This is a genomic window from Brevibacillus sp. 1238, from assembly GCF_029892995.1.
GTDB classification, from domain to species: domain Bacteria; phylum Bacillota; class Bacilli; order Brevibacillales; family Brevibacillaceae; genus Brevibacillus; species Brevibacillus parabrevis.
The window spans coordinates 215,981-234,167 of sequence record NZ_JARXWC010000002.1; the positions used below are offsets into that span (position 1 = coordinate 215,981).

Consider the following 18,187-nt stretch of genomic DNA (forward strand, 5'->3'; position numbering starts at 1 on the left):
GCCATCCCGTAATAAAAGAAAGCCATACAGCAACGCCAACTCCTGCGATTCAGGAAGACGACGTTGCTGTATGGCTTTTTTGCGCGCTTGCTTCCACGATTCTCCCGTTTTCCATCAAAAGGATCGTATCTCCGAGCTTTTCCGCTTCGTCCCGGTCGTGGGTGACGAGCAGAAACGGAATGCCCCACATTTCGTGAAGCCGGAGCAATTCGTCCTGACATTGCTTGCGCGTGGCTGTATCCAGCGCGGAAAGCGGTTCATCCAGCAGCAAGATGTCCGGCTCCGTAGCGAGTGCCCGCACAAGCGCGACACGCTGCTTTTGCCCACCCGAAAGCTGGTGCGGGTACTTGTCCAGAAGATGATCGATTCCGACTGTCGTCAAAAGCGGTTCCAGATGCAGTTCGTGCCCTTTTCGCAGACCGTAGCGAATGTTTTGGGAAACGGTCATGTGCGGGAACAAGGCGTAATCCTGAAACAAGTAGCCAACGTTGCGCTTCTGCACGGCGAGCGGTTTTTGCCCCGCGCTGTAAAACGTGCGGCCGTTCAAGGAAATGTGCCCTCCATCGGGATGGACAAGCCCGGCTATGCTGTTCAAAATGGTCGTCTTGCCCGAACCGGATGGGCCGAAGAGGACGACAATCTCCTGTTCGGTTGAAAAGGAGACATCCAACACAAAATCTGGCAAGCGCTTCTGAATGTCTACTTCCAGCATGACGCTCTCCCTCCTGCCTTACTTTTGATTGGCGTACCTGCGCACGTTGCGTCGGCTCCACCAGTTGAGCCATAGGGTGGTGCCCATGCCGAGCGATACGATGATGACGACCCAAAACAGCGCTTTTTCCATTTGTCCGGCTTCCACGGCAAAATAGATGGCGACCGGAATCGTGTCCGTTTTTCCCGGGATGTAGCCTGCGAGCATCAGCGTGGCCCCAAATTCTCCCAAGCCGCGGGCAAACGACAGCACAAGTCCTGCCAAAAGCCCTGGCCAAGCCAGCGGGAAAGCGACGGTCCAAAAAACGCGCCACTCGGATGCGCCCATCGTGCGTGCGGCATTTTCCAGGCGTTGGTCGACTCCGGTAAAAGCTGCGGCGGCGCTCTGGTACATTAGCGGAAACGAGACGACGATCGAGGCGATCACCGCTCCCGACAGCGTAAAGACGACCTGGATACCGAACCACTGCTCAAGCAGTTGGCCCAAAAATCCGTTTTTTCCGAACAGCAACAGCAGACCGAAGCCGACAACAGTAGGGGGCAAGACGAGCGGGAGCAGGAAAAAAGACTCCAGCACGTTTTTGCCCCAAAATTCTTTTTGCGTCATCCAGCGCGCGCCAAGCATGCCAAGCACAAAAACAAAGGAGGTGGATAGCGCAGCCACTTTTAACGACAGCATCAAAGGTGTCAGATTCGTTTCCATATCGCTAACCCACCTTTTTTCTGCGAGAACGTCTCGACGTTTTTCATGAAATAGAATGTGACCGCTTGTGTGAATCACAAACGGTCATAAACTTTTGCTGCTTATTGGAATCCGTACTTCTGTAAGATCGCTTTTCCTTTGTCACTTGTCAAGTAGGCGAGGAAAGCTTTTGCTGCATCTGTATGTTTGGAAGCGCTGATGACCGCACCTGGATAGACGATTGGCTTGTGCCATTCCGGCTTCGCTGTAGCGAGTACCTTCACGTCTTTGGAGATCGCGGCATCGCTGGAATAGACGATTCCGACTTCGGCATTTTTCGATTCCACGAAGGTCAGTACCTGACGAACGTCACTGCCGAATACCATGCGGCCGTTCAACGACTCCCACATTTTCAGCGTGTCCAGCGTTTCTTTGGCGTAACGTCCCGCTGGAACCGACTCAGGCTCACCGACAGCGATGTGCTTGATGTCTGGATTGTTCAGTTCTTCAAAAGAAGTAATCGCGATCGAGCTGTCTTTTCCCGCGATCAGGACGAGCGAGTTTTTCGTAAAGTCTTGGCGCGTGTCTTTGACAATCAGTTGTTTTTCGTCCAGTCCGTCCATGTCTTTTTTGCTGGCGGACAGGAAGACGTCGGAAGGAGCGCCTTGGGCAATTTGTGTCGCCAGTTTGCCAGAGCTGCCGAAGTTGAAAGTAAGGGTTGTTCCCGGATTTTCTGCTTCAAAGCCCGTTTTCAGTTCGTTCAGGGCATCTGTCAAGCTTGCCGCTGCGGAAATCATCAGCTCTGCCTGTGGAGCCTGTTGTTGTTGGCTGTTCTCTGTTTTGGCAGGCTCATTTGCCTGCGGAGCTGTTTGGGAAGTCGAACACGCGCCGAGCATCAGGGTAAATGCTGCGCATAAAGCGAGCCATTGCTTTTTCATCAAAACTAACCTCCAATGTGATGTTTCGTTATATTTAATTATAACTGGATATAAATAGATTATAGTTCCTATATGTGAATAATCAATTGCGATTTTACGAGAATTGAAAGAAAATGAAAGGAAAGAACCGAGCGGAGGCATGACATGAGCCATGAAAAGTCGTACACAACAGAAGAAATTGCCAAGCTTTTGCGCATCTCCAAACTGACCGTTTACGATCTGATTAAAAAAGGAGAACTGCCGGCTTATCGGGTCGGGAGACAGATGCGCGTGGACGAAAGCGACCTGGAGGCGTACAAAACGCGCGCCAAAGGGGGATACCGTGCGGCTGCGCAGCCGGTGGCGTACACGTTACCTGTGCCGGGGCAAGCGCAGCAGGCGCCGGGACAAGCCCAGCCGACAACCGGACGCAATGTCATCATCAGCGGTCAGGATGTCAGCCTCGACTTGCTTTCCAGCCATCTGGAAAAAAGCGATGCAGCGCTTCGTCCGCTGCGCTCCTACCAAGGCTCGCTGAACAGTCTGGTCGCCATGTATACAGGCAAAGCCGATATCGTCAGCACCCATTTGTTTGATGGCGAGACGATGGATTACAACGTTCCTTACGTCCGCCGTCTTTTATCCGGCCATCGCTTTGTCGTCGTTAACATGTTGGCTCGTTGGGCCGGCTTTTATGTGCAGCCTGGCAATCCGAAACAGCTTTTGTCCTGGACCGATCTGACCAAGTCCGGGGTGCGGATGGTCAACCGGGAAAAAGGATCGGGGGCACGCACGCTGATCGAGGAGCAGTTTCGGCTGGCGTCCATCACAGGGCGGGACGTGAATGGCTACGAGCGGGAGGAGAACAGCCATCTGGCTGTAGCGGGAGTGGTCGCACGCAAGGAAGCGGATGTGGGAGTGGGCATTGAAAAAGCGGCTCGCATGGTCGGCGTTGAGTTTGTTCCGCTGATCAAGGAACGATACGACCTCGTCATTCTCAAAACGGGGGAAAACGAGGCGCTGCTGAAAACGGTCATGGATATTCTCCACTCCGCTGCCTTTTCCAAGGAGCTTGAGGCAGTTGGCGGCTACGACCTGTCCCAAACGGGAAAAATCATGTACGAGACGTGGTAGCACACGGAGCCGTTCACCCTTGCTGTTGCGAGGGCGGACGGCTTTTTCTCGACAGAATCTCCTGAATTTCTACTCACCCTGCCCGTTATTTGCTACAATGGAACAAAACGGTACGACTGTTTTGTCGACCCGCAAGCGGTCTATCCTATCCATTACGATAAAAAACGCACGCTTGCAGCCGAGCGATTTTTGGGGGCTGTCATGAAGACTTTGCAAAAAACAAGCTTATTAGTATGCATCACCATTCTCGTCATGTTTGGCTCCATCGGGATCATCAGCTACTGGCCGCAGATCTCGGGCTTTTTTCAAACGAGCCAGGCGACCGTGGCAGAGCAGCCGGGGGTCGATCCGTTTTCCTACGATCCGCCGTTGCCTTCCCTTGTGAAAGACTTGCATCCCGTGTATAACATTCAAGCCGAGTTGCATACGTCGGAAGCAAAAATTACCGGAAAAATGACGATCGAATTTGACAATCCGGGAACAGCGGATGTACGCCTCTTCGTCTACGATTATTTGTGGAACAAGCTGGCAGTCAAATCGATTCGCTATAAAGACAAACCGCTTGCCTTTGAGCGGGGGCTGTCGACCGTCAAGCTGGCAAACCCGCTAGGCTCGGAATTGCGTGGAGCTATTGCCATTGAGTTCGAAAATCCGGTTCCGCGGAGAGGAACCAGGTTTGGTGTCAAGGATGACATTTGGACGTTGACGACGTGGTACCCGATGCTCGGTGCCCAAAATCAGCAAGGAAAGTGGTACGATCCGCCGCAACGCGTTGATTTTGGCGATCCGTTTGTCTACCATTACGCCGATTACAACGTGTCCTTTGTCTCGCCAAAAGGCTACAACTGGGTCAGTTCCTGGGGCAGAGGAAATGCGAAAGCGATTGATGGCAGCAAGCAGCAAATTCATTACGAGGGCAAAAAGCTGTTGAATTTCGCCTTGATCGGCAGTCCGCTGTACCAGGTGGAAACCGTTCAGATTACTCCAAACCTGTCTGTTGATATCGCGTCTGTAGACAAAGGAAACATCGAGCGGATCAAGGCGATCGCCGGATCGGTCTTTCCGACGTACACCGACTGGTACGGGCCGCTTCCTTATCCGCATGTTGCCATCGCGGAGACGAGCACGGGGACAACTTATGCGATGGAATACGCCAATCTCGCCGTGTTCAAGCGCGACATGTACCAGCGCAATCTGATTGACCACTGGCTTCCGCATGAGATTGCCCATCTGTGGTGGTATAACAGCGTAGCGACATTGGAAGCGTCTCACGGCTGGCTGGACGAGGGGCTTGTGGAGCTGAGCGTGTACCACTATTTGCAAAATCGGTACGGGGCGCAATCGGCAACGACCTTGCTGGAAGAGTACAGTCATGACGCCCGCCGTTTGCAGGAGCGCTATCCGGACGGCAAGCTGGACAAGCCGTTGCAGAAGTTCGCCACGGAAGAAGAATTTCATTGGACGTGGTACTCCCGAGGTGCCCTTTTGTTCGACCATTTGCGCAAGCAGATCGGGGATGACGCCTACAAGCGTTTTCTCCACCGTGTCCAGCAAAATTACCACGGCAGCGTGATCGGGGCAGAGCATCTGGATCAGGCGCTGGGCCAGACGTTGCAAGGCGAGGCTTCATACTTCGTCACGGCAACGAAAAAATCGAACCGCGAGGGCATGGGAACGGTTCAGCTGGAGCCGTATATTACGACTGTCATCAACAATATGAGCTACTATCCGTCCATTTCGGCGCGGGCAACGGGCGGCACGGTGTATTTCCCGTTGCGCGAGCTGGGGGAAAAGATGGGGCTTGCCATTAGCTGGGACAAGGAAAAACAAATGATCCGCATCACGGGCAACGGCTACGAGGTGTACGTAAAAGAACGCGAGCGTTTTGCCATTCGCGACGGCAAGAAGCTCGATCTCGGCCATCCGCTGATGGAGATCAAGGAGCGGACGATGGTGCCGCTGTCGTTTTTCGCGACGATTCTGGAATTTGATACCCAGTACAATCCCGATGAGAGAACAGTCAAAATACAAACGCGCAGATCGAGTGGAAAGGTGTCGGAAACAAAATGAAAAACCTGATTTTGGTCGGTTTTATGGGAACAGGCAAGACGACCGTTGGCGCTGCGCTGGCCGCTTCTTTGGGGCTTGCGCATACAGACCTGGACACCGCCATCGTGGATAAGGAAGGCCGCTCGATCCCAAAGCTCTTCGAAGAGCGAGGAGAAACTTATTTTCGCGATGTGGAGTCGGCTGAGCTGTCCAGGCTGCTGAATGAAGGGCCGCAAGTGCTGACAACGGGCGGAGGGGTCGTCCTGCGCGAGCAAAATGTAAAAGTCATGCTGGAACGAGGAATCGTCATCGCCCTGCATGCAACCGTAGAAGAACTGATACGACGGCTGAAAAACGACACAGCTCGTCCTTTGCTTGCCACAGGGGTGGCAGAACGGGTGACGGCGCTCATGGCAGAACGCGCAGGAGCGTACGATTTTGCCCCGATTCAGGTGGATACGACCGGAAAAAGCCTGGAAGCAATCGTGGAGGAAATTAAGCAGCGCGTGGTTGAAAGCACAGAAGACGGGAAACAATAAAAAGGACAGCGCTTTTGCCGGTGAACGACGGCGTGCATCTGCGAGTACGAAGGAGGTCACGTGCGATGTCCTTTCAAGAATATTTGAAGTACCTGACGAAATTGTTTGTGCAGTACATGGATACTCCAAAAGACGAACGGCGTCAGCGAAAGGCTCCACGTGAGCCTTGGTCTGCACGCTGGTTTGGGGCAATTCCCATGGCGATCCGGCTGTTGTGGCGCAAATAATCCTACACCATGGTAAGCGGACGGAGGGTGCGTGCGTATGGCGAGAGTAGCGGTAGAAAACTCCCTTTCTCAAATTCGCAAAATGCTGTGCGATAACGGCTACGATGTGGTTGATTTGGGAAACTGGCAGCAAGTGGTCGATGCGATCGTGATCACTGGCCAGGATGTGAACGTTCTTGGCGATCAAAACAAGACGATTACGGGTGCGCCGATAATCAATGCGGAGGGCATGACAGCCGCGGAAGTTTTCCACGCCGTGCATGAACGCCTTTCTCCAACAGATCATCACTGATCGAAAAAATGGCGTCCGACGGCGCAAACAACGAAAAAACAAGCTCTTCTGCACGCTGGCAGGGGAGCTTGTTTTTTTATACATACGAAGCGATATGTCAGCTTTGAGGCGGCCGCACCTGCGGACTGGATACGTAAAATTTGCCGATCTTGTCAGCGTAGACGTAAGGGACAAAGCGCAGTCCTTCATCCCAGACCCCCACATAGGCAGATTGGTCGTTCCACAAATGGAGCGAGCCGACAGCGTAAGGAGCCAGCACCTGGGCGTGGTACAAGGAAACAGTGAGGGTAACCGACGCGTTGTTTTGCTGTTGCCACAGCTCTGACCACGTAACGGCGCTGCCGCGTTGCATTTGGTTGAACCAGCCGATCTGGTCGAACGGGTCTGTCTGCGCCGATTGCAAAGTGCGGGTCTGGGTCAGTTTTTGTCCTGTCTGCACCAGATTTTGCAGCACGGTTGGTTCGTTGGCTGCAAACGAAGCGGGATAAGCTTCGCCTGTTTTGGCGTTCACCATTTGCGCCGAAGACTGGCGGGCAATCAGCCAGTGGGAAGCGAATCCGTCGTAGACTGGCTCAGCGGCAATTTCCCGGGGAGCGAAGGCATCGTCGAACAAAATGTATTCCCCGACGCCGTATTCGAGCAAGACGAATTTTTCCGGGACATTCGATTCGACTGTTTCTCCGACGACGAGATAGCCTACTTGCTTGTCGGCTTTTTTGATGCTGACCAGCCATTGATGCTGGTTCGGGCCGAGCGTCTGTACTTCTGTATCAGCTTTTTGCCACTCTTTGAATTGCGGATCACGGCTTGCGAGCTCTTTCATCCAGGTCTGGATTTGAGCCTGAAACGCTTTTTCCCAGCCGCCTTGCTCCTCGGCATGAACGGGCCAGGAGATCAATACGAAAGACAAGAGGACCCCGAGAAAGGGCAGAAATCGTCTGGTCACAAACATGCACCACCTTTTGCGCTGGCTATCCTATTCCTATTGTAACCAGCTATGACAAAAAGATTTGTTGCAACTTGTCACTCCTCTCACACTACTTCTCGTTGATCTTTTACATGATTCGCCCGTTTGTGGGAAGATGGCGCACCGTTTTTGCGCCAGAAAGCTTTTGAACAGGCGGGTTCGAGTGCAAGTAAAACAGCCCGCCGTTAATGAAGTGAACCTCGATGCGCGGTTCATACTGCCAGCGCAGCTCGTCCATTCGCCGCTGTTTTTCTTCTTCCGGCGTGCTTTTTTTCCACTCTTCCTGATTGATTTCTTCCCGTGGTGTCACCTGAATGCCATTCGCACGTAAAAAGTCGAGGATTCGTCCGCCAGATGAGCGGTATTCGTCAATGGTTTGCGTTGCTTCGACAACAGGCTCCGCGACAGGAGGAGCTTCCGTTTGCGGGAGGGGAACGATGGCTTGCGCTGCTTGCGGCTCCTCGGCTTTTTCCGCTTCTTCGTCGTCCGCATCAGCCTGCTCTGCTTGCGGCTCCCGCTTCGCCAGTTCTTCGTAGTAGGCGGCGAGAATGTCCAGTTCTTCCGCCAAGCGGGCTTTTGCCTCGGCAGCCCACGCTTGGTCTTCCTTGGCGATGACCGCTTCGGCTTCCTGGCGAGCCATCTGGAGCGCATCCTCTACGGAAATTTTCCGATCAAGCGTATAGAAATAGTCCGGGATGGCCGGGGAGAGCGGCAACTGAAACAAGTACGTCGAAAAGTCGTGCACGACCCGCGGCTGGTGCAGGTTGACCCCGAGGTAGAGCATGAGATCGCGCCGCTTGTCGCACAGAAACGACACTTTTAGATTGATGCCCAGCCACGGAACGAGCGGCGTAGAACGGCGTTTGCCCGTGGCGGGGAGCGAAGCGGTATTTTGCTCGTACATGCAGACGAATTGACCGTGCTTTTTCGCCGAGGCAAAAATTTGCTGCATGCGCCCGGCGCCGAGGTGGAGGTGTTCGGCACGCAGCCCGTCCGGCATGCGGTCGGGGTGAAAGGCGAAGGTGAGCACGAGCGGCTGGTACGCCAGATTCATTTTGTCGACCCAGCTCCAGTAAAAAGGCCGGTTGCCGATATCTTTGTCGACCTCGACAGGCAGCTTGACCGTCAAGTAGTCGGGGTGGGATTCGACGATGTGAGCAGAAAAAGTCGCGAGATAGCGCTCTACGAATTGCCTGACCTGGTTGGCTTGCATCAGGGAACCTCTTTTCTTGTTGGCTAGTTGGGGGCATCCAGACTACTGCTCGGCGGCTTCCGAGAGAGCAGGGGCGACGTGCGGCTGGCGGCTTGCGCGAATCGCGTGCCCCATGTTGTCCAGCTTCAAAGCCATTTCGCGCGTGGATGCGGAGTCCATAATAATTTGCGTCAAGTTTTCTTCCAGCGAGGAACTCAGGTTGAGGCGTTCGACGATATCATCGAGTTCGCCGATGACCATTTCAAACAGATCGATTTTTTCGTACAGCAGTTTGAGAATATGTTCTTCAATCGTCCCGACCGTGGACAGATTGTAAATGTGCACATCCCGCTTTTGCCCGAGACGGTGAACGCGGCCGATTCGCTGTTCGACACGCATCGGGTTCCAAGGCATGTCGTAGTTGATCACCTGATTGCAAAATTGCAGGTTGATCCCTTCGCCGCCTGCTTCTGTCGCGATCAGCACTTGTGCGCGGTTTTGAAACAGATCGGTCATCCAGTCTTTTTTGCTGCGCTTGAAGCCGCCGCGAAACGGCACAGAGGTAATTCCGTGGTCATGCAAATATTTTTGCAAGTAATTTTGCGTGGCCCGATATTCGGTGAAAACGATCACTTTGTCGTTGATCTGCTGAATCAGCTCGACCGTTTTGGCGGCCTTGGAATGCGTCTCGATCCGCTTGATCATCTCCACCAGTTCCAGTATTTGCGCCCGCAGCAAAGACTCCTCGCTGGTGCGTTGATGCATGTTGTACAGCGTCATGAAGGAGGCTTCCTTGCTGGAGCAAACCTCGCGCTGGAGCGTGATGAGAGCGAGCGAATTGAACAGCCCGGTTCCCGTCTTGTACTGATCGTGGACAAAGCGCGTGACGCCCTCGTACAGCTTCATCTCCTCCTGCGTCAGCTCGATGGGAATCGACTGCACGCGGCGGCTGGTGAACTGGATGCCGCCGTCGCTTCGCTTGTTGCGAATCATGACCTTTTCGATTTCTTCACGCAATTTTTCGCTGTTTTTCGATTGGCGCTTTCCCTCGACGTAATTGGTGGAAAACGACGTCGAGTGGCCCAGATGCCCCGGTTTGAGCAAATTGATCAGGTTGTACAGCTCGTCCATCTCGTTCTGGATAGGGGTGGCGGTGAGCAGCAAACAGTATTTTTTGCGAATTTCCTTCACGAATTGATAGTTTCGGGTTCGCTTGTTTTTGAGCTTGTGCGCTTCGTCGATAATGAGCATGTCGTAGTCGATATCGAGCACATGGCGGCGATGCGGATCGCGTTTGGCCGTGTCGATGGAGGCGACGACGACTTCGTGCTGACGCCACATGTACTCTTTTTTTTGCGCGACGGCAGGAATGCCGAATTTTTGTTGCAGTTCTTTTGTCCACTGAATGACGAGAGAGGCGGGAACGAGGACGAGAATTTTTTTCGCCAAGCCTCTGACCATGTATTCTTTCATGATCAACCCTGCCTCGATGGTCTTGCCCAATCCGACTTCATCCGCGAGAATCGCGCGGCCGCGCATGTCATTCAGCACGCGTTCCGCCGTCTGGAGCTGATGGGGAAAAGGCGAGAGCAGCGGCAAGTAGTTCAGGCATTGCAAAGAATCGAACTCGCGAACCGCCATCGCTTCTTCTGCTTCCAGCGCCAGCTTGAACAGCTCCCACTTGTCCCATGGACCATCTTCGTGCAGCCGCTCGGTCAGCGGCGATATCCAGCTCGTGTCAAATGAAACAGGAACATTCGGCATATACGTTACTCCTTTACACAGCTCTGCCATAACTTTCATGCGTTTTAATAAAAAACTTAACATTATGGGTAATGTTCATCACTTTGTTAAGTATTTCTTGATCTGACTGTTAATTTGCATATTTTCAACTGTCGACTCTCATGGTAGGATATAGAGGAAGTTCGTTCATTAGTATGGAAATCATAGCAAAAACTTATGTATGACCATCTAACCAACGCGAATGATAGTAGCAGGGAGAGACTGCGTGAACCACTGCAGCGCCGAAGGAGCAAGCCGGTAACGGTGAATCTCTCAGGCAAAAGAACCTCTACTGGACGCAACTCTGGAGAGAGCTCGCATGTCGAGCCACCAAAGGGGAAACTTGCAAGCCCGGTGATCCCCGCCGAGCTTGATTGGCAAGGTAACTCTCAGGTACCAAGGACAGAGGAGGAGAAATGGGCACCTTTCTTTTGGTGTACCCGTTTTTTCGCCTCTGTTTTTTCATGGGGAAAAATGCCGACTATCTGCCTTTAGGAGGTGCCACACATGTCCAATCTGAAAAGAACGCCACTGTTTGATTCCTATGCAAAATACGGCGCCAAAACAATCGACTTCGGCGGTTGGGAGCTGCCTGTACAGTTTTCCAGCATTGGTCAGGAGCATGAAGCTGTTCGCACGAAAGCAGGTTTGTTTGATGTATCCCACATGGGAGAGGTGGACGTAAAAGGCGAGAGCGCGCTCGAATACTTGCAGCGCGTGACAACCAACGACGTTTCCAAGCTGGCAGTGGGACAAGCTCAATACAGCGTGCTTTGCTACCCGGACGGCGGTACGGTCGACGATTTGCTCGTTTACAAATACGCAGACGACCATTACCTGCTTGTCATCAACGCTGGCAATATTGACAAAGACTATGCATGGCTGCAGGAGCACCTGATTCCGGGCGTCACGATCGAAAATATCTCGCCGCAAACGGCGCAGATTGCGATCCAGGGGCCTTTGGCTGAATCGATTTTGCAAAAGCTGACTCAAACGGATCTGTCCCAAATCGGCTTTTTCCGTTTTGAGCGCGATGTAGAGGTTAGCGGTATTCCGGCATTGGTATCCCGTACAGGCTACACGGGCGAAGATGGCTTCGAGATTTACCTGGCTGCGGATCGTGCGGCAGAGCTGTGGGACGCCCTGCTTGAAGCAGGCAAAGAAGACGGTCTGGTTGCTTGCGGACTGGGTGCGCGTGACACGCTGCGCTTTGAAGCCAAGCTGCCACTGTACGGTCAGGAACTGAGCAAGGACATTACACCGATCGAAGCGGGTATCGGTTTCGCGGTGAAGGTAGATAAAGCAGTGCCGTTCATCGGCCAAGAGGTGTTGAAAGCGCAAAAAGAAAACGGCGCGCCTCGCAAGCTGGTAGGGATCGAGATGATCGATCGCGGCATTCCGCGCACGCACTATCCGGTCTATGTCGGAGAAGAGCTGGTAGGAGAAGTGACCACAGGGACACAATCCCCGACCTTGAAGAAAAACGTTGGTCTGGCCCTGGTCAAAAGCGAGCACACGGCGATTGGCACAGAGGTTGAAGTGGAAATTCGCGGAAAACGACTGAAAGCTGTTGTTGTTGCCGCTCCTTTTTATAAACGTGCGAAATAACCAAGCATAAGCCCACAATACATCCTATTTGAGGAGGACAACGTTCGTGAAATACCGCTACCTGCCCCAAACTGATCAGGACAAGCGCGAAATGCTCGAAACTCTGGGCATTTCCAGTGTAGAAGAACTGTTTGCAGACATTCCGGAAGAGGTGCGTTTCAAAGGTGCGCTGAACATTCCAGAAGCTCTGTCCGAGCCTGATCTGGTCAAATACTTCACTCGCCTGGCTAACAAAAACGTCAACTTCAGCACACACGTCAACTTTTTGGGTGCTGGCGTTTATCAGCACTATGCGCCAAGCACAGTCAACCACATGCTGCTCCGCGGAGAATTTTTCACGGCTTATACGCCTTACCAGCCTGAAATCAGCCAAGGCGAGCTGCAAGCAATTTTTGAATTTCAGACAATGGTGTGTGAACTGACAGGAATGGAAGTAGCGAACTCCTCCATGTACGACGGAGCGACTTCCTTGGCAGAAGCGGCTATGATGGCGGCTGGTCACACTGGCAAAAAGCGCGTCATCGTTTCCCGCGCTGTGCATCCGGAAGCGCGCGGCGTTCTGAAAACATACGCGTACGGTCAAGGCGTAGAGCTGGTTGAAGTCGGCATCAACAGCGATGGCGTAACCGACACACAAGCTCTGGAAGCGCTGATTGACGAAAACACAGCGGCTGTGATCGTGCAATATCCTAACTTCTTCGGAAACGTGGAAGACTTGGCAGCAGTTGAGCCGATTGCTCATGGCAAAGGCGCCCTGTTCGTCGTTTCTTCCAACCCGCTTGCACTGGGCGTATTGGAAGCGCCAGGCAAACTGGGCGCTGACATCGTAGTAGGCGACATGCAACCGTTCGGTATCCCGGCATCGTTTGGCGGACCGCACTGCGGATATTTTGCGACGACGAGCAAGCTGATGCGCAAAATGCCAGGACGCATCGTCGGGCAAACGAAAGACGAGAACGGCAAGCGCGGTTTCGTACTGACGCTGCAAGCTCGTGAACAGCATATCCGTCGTGAAAAAGCGACTTCGAACATTTGCTCCAACCAGGCGCTGTTGGCACTGGCGGCTGCGATCACCCTGACTGGACTCGGAAAACAAGGCGTACAGGAAATGGCGATGATGAACCTGCAAAAGGCGCATTACGCGAAGCAAGCCCTGCAAGCCAAAGGGCTGGAAGTCGTCTTTACTTCCCCGTTCTTCAACGAGTTCGTGGTCAAGCTGTCCAAGCCAGTAGCAGAAGCCAACAAGCAACTGCTCCAGGCAGGAATCATCGGCGGCTACGATCTGGGGCTGGATTACCCAGAATTTGCAGGCCACACCTTGCTCGCAGTAACCGAGCTTCGGACCAAGGAAGAAATCGACACATTGGCGGCTGAATTGGAGGCGATCACACGTGCGTAACGACCAGGAGAAAGCACTGATTTTTGAAATGAGCAAACCGGGCCGTGTGGGCTACAATCTGCCGGCATTGGATGTACCGGAAGTAGAGGTCGCAAGCCTTTTGCCAAAGCACCTCATTCGTGAAACCCCTGCTGAATTGCCAGAGGTATCCGAGCTGCAACTCGTTCGCCACTACACCGAGTTGTCCCGTCGCAACCACGGGGTAGACAACGGCTTCTACCCGCTCGGTTCTTGCACGATGAAATACAATCCGAAAATCAACGAAGACGTGGCTCGCTATGCCGGCTTCGCGCAAACTCACCCGTACCAGCCGGAAGAAACTGTACAAGGCGCACTGGAGCTTTTGTACAACCTGCAAGAAGAACTGGCTGAAATCACCGGAATGGACGCCGTTACCCTGCAACCGGCTGCCGGAGCGGCAGGCGAGTGGACGGGTCTGATGATGATCCGCGCTTACCATGAAAGCCGTGGAGAAGCTCACCGTACAAAAGTAATCGTGCCGAACTCCGCGCACGGTACAAACCCGGCGTCTGCGGCTGTAGCAGGTCTGGATACCGTTACGATTGCTTCTGACGAGCGCGGTCTGGTAGACATTCAAGCTCTGCGCGATGCGGTTGGCTCTGACACGGCAGCGCTCATGCTGACCAACCCGAACACACTCGGTCTGTTCGAGGAAGACATCGTCGAGATGGCGAAAATCGTCCACGAAGCAGGCGGCTTGCTGTACTACGATGGAGCCAATGCGAATGCGATCCTCGGCATTGCCCGTCCAGGCGACATGGGCTTTGACGTCGTGCATCTCAACTTGCACAAAACATTTACCGGACCACACGGCGGCGGCGGCCCAGGTGCTGGACCAGTCGGCGTGAAAAAGGTTCTCGAACCATTTTTGCCAACGCCAATCGTGGCGAAAAAAGAAGACGGCAGCTTCTACTGGGACAGCAACCGTCCGGAATCGATCGGCCGCGTAAAAGGCTACAACGGAAACTTCGGCATTCTCGTTCGCGCTTACAGCTACATCCGCACGATGGGTCCAGAAGGTTTGCTGCAAGTTTCGCAAAATGCGGTGCTCAGCGCCAACTACATGATGCGTCGTCTCGCTACGGCGTACAACCTGCCGTTTGACCGCGTCTGCAAGCACGAATTTGTCTTGTCTGGCGTGAACCAAAAGAAACTCGGCGTGCGCACGCTGGATATCGCAAAACGTTTGCTCGACTTCGGCTACCATCCGCCAACGATCTACTTCCCGCTGATTGTCGATGAGTGCCTGATGATCGAGCCGACTGAAACCGAGACAAAAGAAACGCTCGACGAGTTCATCGACGTCATGCTGCAAATTGCCCGCGAGTGTGAAGAAACACCTGAGCTTGTACAGGAAGCTCCGCACACGACCGTGGTAAAACGTCTGGATGAAGCGACTGCGGCGCGCAAGCCGATCCTGCGCTATCAGCCACAAGCTTAATAACTCTCTTTGGGAAAAGCCGCCTTTTTACAGGGCGGTTTTTCTTTCCGAATGATGCTATCATGAACAGATGGGGTTGATCCGACTTTCGGGGAGAGAAGACAAACATGAGCAAACGGATAGTATTTACTGGCGGCGGGTCTGCCGGGCACGTCACGCTCAACCTCGCCCTCATCCCGCATTTTTTGCAGCGGGGCTGGGAGGTGGCCTACATCGGCTCGACAGAGGGGATTGAGCGGGAGCTGGTCGAGAAGCTGGACGGCGTGCGCTACATCGGGATTGCTACAGGCAAGCTGCGCCGATATTTTGCTTGGAAAAACTTCACGGACCCGCTGCGTGTGAGCAAAGGGGCTTGGCAGGCGTACCGCTTCCTCGCTGACTGGAAGCCGAACGTAATCTTTTCCAAGGGCGGCTTCGTCTCCGTCCCGGTTGTGTTCGGCGCCTGGCTGAATCGGCTGCCTGTCGTCCTGCACGAGTCTGATTTGACGCCAGGACTGGCCAATCGCCTGTCGCTGCCTTTTGCCGACAAAGTATGCGTGACTTTTCCTGATACATTGAAGCATCTGCCAGCAGGCAAGGGAACGCACGTGGGAGCCATCGTGCGCGAGGAACTGAAAAAAGGCCGAAAAGAGCAAGGGCTGGCCCTGTGTGATTTTTCTCCGGGGAAGCCTGTGCTGCTCGTCATGGGCGGGAGTCTCGGGGCAAAACGTTTGAACGAAGTGATCAGGGGAACGCTCGATGAGCTGCTCAAACAGTATTCCATCGTACATATTTGCGGCAAAAACCAACGGGACGAAAGCTTGCAAAGGAAAGGCTACAAGCAGTTCGAGTACGTCCAGGAGGAGCTTCCCGACCTTTTGGCGATGACGGATTTGGTCGTCTCGCGCGCGGGTTCCAATGCGATTTACGAGTTTCTCGAACTGCAAAAGCCGATGCTGCTTGTGCCGTTGTCTCTTGCAGCCAGCAGGGGAGATCAGCTGTTGAACGCACGCTCATTTGAGCAGCAAGGCTTTTGTGCCGTCTTGCAGGAAGAGGCGCTGAACGAGGCGAGCTTTTTGCAAGCGTTGAAAAGCCTTGCCGAAAAGCGAAGCGCCATCGCGGAAAAGCAGCGCGTCGCGATCGGAAAACCAAAAGACGCCTTGGCGCAAGTCGTCGCGATCATCGAGGAAGCGGCTCATTGAAACAGCGCATCCAAGTCTTGCCGCCCTTTTGGGAGAAGCGTACAATGAAATCGTTGTGAGAAGGAGGTACATACATATGGAACAGTGGCGCTATGTCGTAACGGAGCCGATGTCTCCGGCGATGAATATGGCTGTAGACGAAGCGATTTTGCAACTGCACAGCGAAGGCAAGGTACCGCCGACCGTTCGTTTTTATACGTGGGACCCGGCTACTTTGTCGATTGGATATTTTCAAAAGGCGATCAAGGAAATCAATCTGGAGGAAGTACAGCGGCGCGGACTTGGCTTTGTGCGCCGGGCAACAGGCGGACGCGCCGTTCTCCACGATCAGGAGCTGACGTACAGTGTGATCGTGTCCGAAGATCATCCGCGGATGCCGTCTGGCGTGACAGAGGCTTACAAAATCATCAGCCTCGGATTGCTGCACGGCTTCCAGAACCTGGGGCTTGCCGCAGAGATGGTGTCGCTTGCCAGCGAGGAGGAAAAAGAAAAGTACAACTCGCCAGGCTCGTCTGCTTGCTTTGACTCGCCATCGTGGTATGAGCTGGTCGTCGAAGGCAAAAAGGTAGCGGGCAGTGCGCAAACGCGTCAGAAGGGAGTCATCCTCCAGCACGGCTCGATCTTGCTCGATATGGACGTCGATTTGCTGTTCTCGCTGCTGCATTTCCCGTCGGATCGCGTCAAACAGCGGATGATGGACAGCTTCCGCCAAAAAGCGGTGACGATTAACGAAGTAAGCCCGCGTCCTGTCAGCTTGCAAGAAGCGATCGAGGCATTTTCCAAAGGCTTTGCCTCCGGTCTCGACGTCGAACTGGTGCCGTCCGCACTGACAGACGAAGAGCGGGCGCTGGCAGAGGAACTCGCCGCCACCCGTTATGCGACAGACGAATGGAACTTGCGCCGATAGACGATAGCCGACAGGTGACAAACGTACAGAAAAAAGCTCGCCAGTGTGAACAATCGCTGGTGAGCTTTTTCGTTTTTCATCCGTTCCGTACGGTTAGACGAGTACGCTGTCGTGAATGTGCTGTTCAAACAAAGCTTGCAGCCTGGACGTAACCGAACCTGGCTGACCGTTGCCTACCGCTTCGCCATCGACGGAGATCAGCGGCATGATCTCTGCGGTCGTGCTGGTGAGGAACAACTCATCCGCTTGTTTGAGGAAGGCGATGTCAAACGGCTTTTCGTGAACAGCGATGCCGTTTGCCTGGGCCAGATCGATGACGACCTGACGGGTGATGCCGTGCAGGATCAGGTGATCAGCCGGATGCGTGTACAGCGCGCCGTCTTTTACCGCGAAAAGATTGGACGAACTGCATTCGGTAATGATCCCGTCGCGGTGCAAAATCGAGTCCTGTGCGCCTTTGTCCTTGGCGTACTGTTTGACGAGGACGGCTCCCAATAGATTGAGAGTCTTGATATCACAGCGCAGCCAGCGAATGTCTTCTACTAGGGAAGCGGTCCAACCCTTTTTCAAATCGTCGACTGGCCGAGCCTTGGGGCGCACGAAAGCCATGATGACCGGAGTGATGGCACTTGGGATGTCGTGGACGCGAGGAGCGGCGCCGCGAGAGATTTGCAAGTACAAGGTGGCATCGTCCTGGTCGGTAATGTTGTTTTTCGCCATCAGCTCTTGAGCCAAATCGGTCAGTGATTCCAGGCTCCACGGCAGCTCCAGCTTGATTTCCCGCGCGCTGCGGAACAGGCGGGTCAAGTGGGCGTCCCATTGATACATGCGCCCTTTATAGATTCGTACGACTTCATAGATGCCGTCCCCGAAGTTGTATCCGCGATCTTCCGGATGAACCGCTGCTTGCCCCTCTTCCACCCATTTGCCATCTACATAAAGCATGGTGAGTCCTCCTCTACTGATTCCAGCCGCTTTTTTCCAACGGTTTTTTATTTGATTCAACATTAGCAAATCGTACCTCTCAGGGTCAATTTGAAAAGCGGATTTCCGCTATCAATAATTTAGCAAGGAGAAGCGTTCATCTATTAACTTTTTAAATGGGCGTCTCCTTTCCGACAAATCGACGAGTTCCTCG

At 53.7% G+C, this 18,187-nt stretch carries 17 protein-coding genes and 2 riboswitches; of the genes, 10 read left to right on the forward strand and 7 right to left on the reverse strand.

The window, feature by feature from the left end:
* Positions 1 to 49 precede the first annotated feature (49 nt).
* The 3 genes from M2298_RS04835 to modA all read right to left on the reverse strand — a co-directional run bounded on the left by M2298_RS04835 (position 50) and on the right by modA (position 2,331).
* Positions 50 to 712 (reverse strand): sulfate/molybdate ABC transporter ATP-binding protein, encoded by a 663-nt coding sequence (locus tag M2298_RS04835; RefSeq protein ID WP_007785279.1) that lies wholly within the window; start codon positions 710 to 712, stop codon positions 50 to 52.
* 18 nt (positions 713 to 730) lie between these two features.
* Positions 731 to 1,414, reverse strand: a complete 684-nt coding sequence (modB, locus tag M2298_RS04840; RefSeq protein ID WP_007785281.1) for a molybdate ABC transporter permease subunit — start codon at positions 1,412 to 1,414, stop codon at positions 731 to 733.
* Between the two features lie 101 nt (positions 1,415 to 1,515).
* Entirely contained in the window at positions 1,516 to 2,331 is an 816-nt protein-coding gene (modA, locus tag M2298_RS04845) for a molybdate ABC transporter substrate-binding protein (protein WP_007785283.1), read from the reverse strand.
* Positions 2,332 to 2,475: 144 nt separating this feature from the next.
* Here modA and M2298_RS04850 point away from each other — a divergent pair, with 144 nt between their 5' ends.
* From M2298_RS04850 to M2298_RS04870, 5 genes are all read left to right on the forward strand, one after another.
* Entirely contained in the window at positions 2,476 to 3,444 is a 969-nt protein-coding gene (locus M2298_RS04850; protein ID WP_173595751.1) for a substrate-binding domain-containing protein, read from the forward strand.
* A 201-nt stretch (positions 3,445 to 3,645) separates the two neighbouring features.
* Positions 3,646 to 5,514, forward strand: a complete 1,869-nt coding sequence (locus tag M2298_RS04855) for a stalk domain-containing protein (RefSeq protein WP_173595752.1) — start codon at positions 3,646 to 3,648, stop codon at positions 5,512 to 5,514.
* Complete coding sequence (locus M2298_RS04860; protein WP_173595753.1) at positions 5,511 to 6,032, forward strand: shikimate kinase; 522 nt, start codon at positions 5,511 to 5,513, stop codon at positions 6,030 to 6,032. Before M2298_RS04855 ends, M2298_RS04860 begins: the two co-directional genes overlap by 4 nt.
* Positions 6,033 to 6,097: 65 nt before the next feature.
* Positions 6,098 to 6,259 carry a YqzE family protein gene (locus tag M2298_RS04865; RefSeq protein ID WP_083955784.1) on the forward strand — a complete coding sequence of 54 codons (162 nt, stop codon included), beginning with the start codon at positions 6,098 to 6,100 and terminating at the stop codon, positions 6,257 to 6,259.
* 37 nt (positions 6,260 to 6,296) lie between these two features.
* The gene (locus M2298_RS04870; protein WP_063230799.1) at positions 6,297 to 6,551 is read left to right on the forward strand and encodes a YkuS family protein; all 255 of its coding nucleotides are present in this window, start codon (positions 6,297 to 6,299) and stop codon (positions 6,549 to 6,551) included.
* Positions 6,552 to 6,648: 97 nt separating this feature from the next.
* Here the strand turns inward: M2298_RS04870 and M2298_RS04875 are convergent, their stop codons facing one another.
* From M2298_RS04875 to M2298_RS04885, 3 genes are all read right to left on the reverse strand, one after another.
* Positions 6,649 to 7,497, reverse strand: a complete 849-nt coding sequence (locus M2298_RS04875; RefSeq protein ID WP_122965895.1) for a hypothetical protein — start codon at positions 7,495 to 7,497, stop codon at positions 6,649 to 6,651.
* Between the two features lie 109 nt (positions 7,498 to 7,606).
* Positions 7,607 to 8,731, reverse strand: a complete 1,125-nt coding sequence (locus tag M2298_RS04880) for a YqhG family protein (RefSeq protein WP_173595754.1) — start codon at positions 8,729 to 8,731, stop codon at positions 7,607 to 7,609.
* A 42-nt stretch (positions 8,732 to 8,773) separates the two neighbouring features.
* Positions 8,774 to 10,474 carry a DEAD/DEAH box helicase gene (locus M2298_RS04885; RefSeq protein ID WP_173595755.1) on the reverse strand — a complete coding sequence of 567 codons (1,701 nt, stop codon included), beginning with the start codon at positions 10,472 to 10,474 and terminating at the stop codon, positions 8,774 to 8,776.
* Between the two features lie 220 nt (positions 10,475 to 10,694).
* Positions 10,695 to 10,791, forward strand: a riboswitch (glycine riboswitch).
* A riboswitch (glycine riboswitch) is annotated at positions 10,792 to 10,908 on the forward strand.
* Between the two features lie 91 nt (positions 10,909 to 10,999).
* On the opposite strand from M2298_RS04885, the gene gcvT reads away from it, so the two are divergent.
* The 5 genes from gcvT to M2298_RS04910 all read left to right on the forward strand — a co-directional run bounded on the left by gcvT (position 11,000) and on the right by M2298_RS04910 (position 17,049).
* Complete coding sequence (gcvT, locus tag M2298_RS04890; protein WP_122965811.1) at positions 11,000 to 12,100, forward strand: glycine cleavage system aminomethyltransferase GcvT; 1,101 nt, start codon at positions 11,000 to 11,002, stop codon at positions 12,098 to 12,100.
* Positions 12,101 to 12,146: 46 nt separating this feature from the next.
* Complete coding sequence (gene gcvPA, locus M2298_RS04895; protein WP_173595756.1) at positions 12,147 to 13,499, forward strand: aminomethyl-transferring glycine dehydrogenase subunit GcvPA; 1,353 nt, start codon at positions 12,147 to 12,149, stop codon at positions 13,497 to 13,499.
* A complete protein-coding gene (gene gcvPB, locus M2298_RS04900) occupies positions 13,492 to 14,961 on the forward strand; it encodes an aminomethyl-transferring glycine dehydrogenase subunit GcvPB (protein ID WP_122965813.1) in 1,470 nt (489 codons plus the stop codon). The genes gcvPA and gcvPB overlap by 8 nt, the downstream gene beginning before the upstream one ends.
* Positions 14,962 to 15,068: 107 nt before the next feature.
* Positions 15,069 to 16,142, forward strand: a complete 1,074-nt coding sequence (locus M2298_RS04905; RefSeq protein ID WP_280648287.1) for an undecaprenyldiphospho-muramoylpentapeptide beta-N-acetylglucosaminyltransferase — start codon at positions 15,069 to 15,071, stop codon at positions 16,140 to 16,142.
* 76 nt (positions 16,143 to 16,218) lie between these two features.
* Complete coding sequence (locus M2298_RS04910) at positions 16,219 to 17,049, forward strand: lipoate--protein ligase family protein (protein ID WP_063226803.1); 831 nt, start codon at positions 16,219 to 16,221, stop codon at positions 17,047 to 17,049.
* 93 nt (positions 17,050 to 17,142) lie between these two features.
* On the opposite strand, the gene dat is transcribed toward M2298_RS04910, so the two are convergent.
* Positions 17,143 to 17,994, reverse strand: a complete 852-nt coding sequence (gene dat, locus M2298_RS04915; protein WP_122965815.1) for a D-amino-acid transaminase — start codon at positions 17,992 to 17,994, stop codon at positions 17,143 to 17,145.
* Positions 17,995 to 18,187 lie beyond the last annotated feature (193 nt).

Excerpts from the sequence above, each read along its gene's own strand:
- M2298_RS04835 (WP_007785279.1), bottom strand. The coding sequence starts at position 712 with ATGCTGGAAGTAGACATTCAGAAGCGCTTGCCAGATTTTGTGTTGGAT.
- M2298_RS04880 (WP_173595754.1), bottom strand. The coding sequence starts at position 8,731 with ATGCAAGCCAACCAGGTCAGGCAATTCGTAGAGCGCTATCTCGCGACT.
- dat (WP_122965815.1), bottom strand. The coding sequence starts at position 17,994 with ATGCTTTATGTAGATGGCAAATGGGTGGAAGAGGGGCAAGCAGCGGTT.
- M2298_RS04910 (WP_063226803.1), top strand. The coding sequence starts at position 16,219 with ATGGAACAGTGGCGCTATGTCGTAACGGAGCCGATGTCTCCGGCGATG.
- M2298_RS04870 (WP_063230799.1), top strand. The coding sequence starts at position 6,297 with ATGGCGAGAGTAGCGGTAGAAAACTCCCTTTCTCAAATTCGCAAAATG.
- modA (WP_007785283.1), bottom strand. The coding sequence starts at position 2,331 with ATGAAAAAGCAATGGCTCGCTTTATGCGCAGCATTTACCCTGATGCTC.
- M2298_RS04850 (WP_173595751.1), top strand. The coding sequence starts at position 2,476 with ATGAGCCATGAAAAGTCGTACACAACAGAAGAAATTGCCAAGCTTTTG.
- modB (WP_007785281.1), bottom strand. The coding sequence starts at position 1,414 with ATGGAAACGAATCTGACACCTTTGATGCTGTCGTTAAAAGTGGCTGCG.
- gcvT (WP_122965811.1), top strand. The coding sequence starts at position 11,000 with ATGTCCAATCTGAAAAGAACGCCACTGTTTGATTCCTATGCAAAATAC.
- M2298_RS04865 (WP_083955784.1), top strand. The coding sequence starts at position 6,098 with ATGTCCTTTCAAGAATATTTGAAGTACCTGACGAAATTGTTTGTGCAG.
- M2298_RS04885 (WP_173595755.1), bottom strand. The coding sequence starts at position 10,474 with ATGCCGAATGTTCCTGTTTCATTTGACACGAGCTGGATATCGCCGCTG.
- M2298_RS04860 (WP_173595753.1), top strand. The coding sequence starts at position 5,511 with ATGAAAAACCTGATTTTGGTCGGTTTTATGGGAACAGGCAAGACGACC.
- M2298_RS04855 (WP_173595752.1), top strand. The coding sequence starts at position 3,646 with ATGAAGACTTTGCAAAAAACAAGCTTATTAGTATGCATCACCATTCTC.
- M2298_RS04905 (WP_280648287.1), top strand. The coding sequence starts at position 15,069 with ATGAGCAAACGGATAGTATTTACTGGCGGCGGGTCTGCCGGGCACGTC.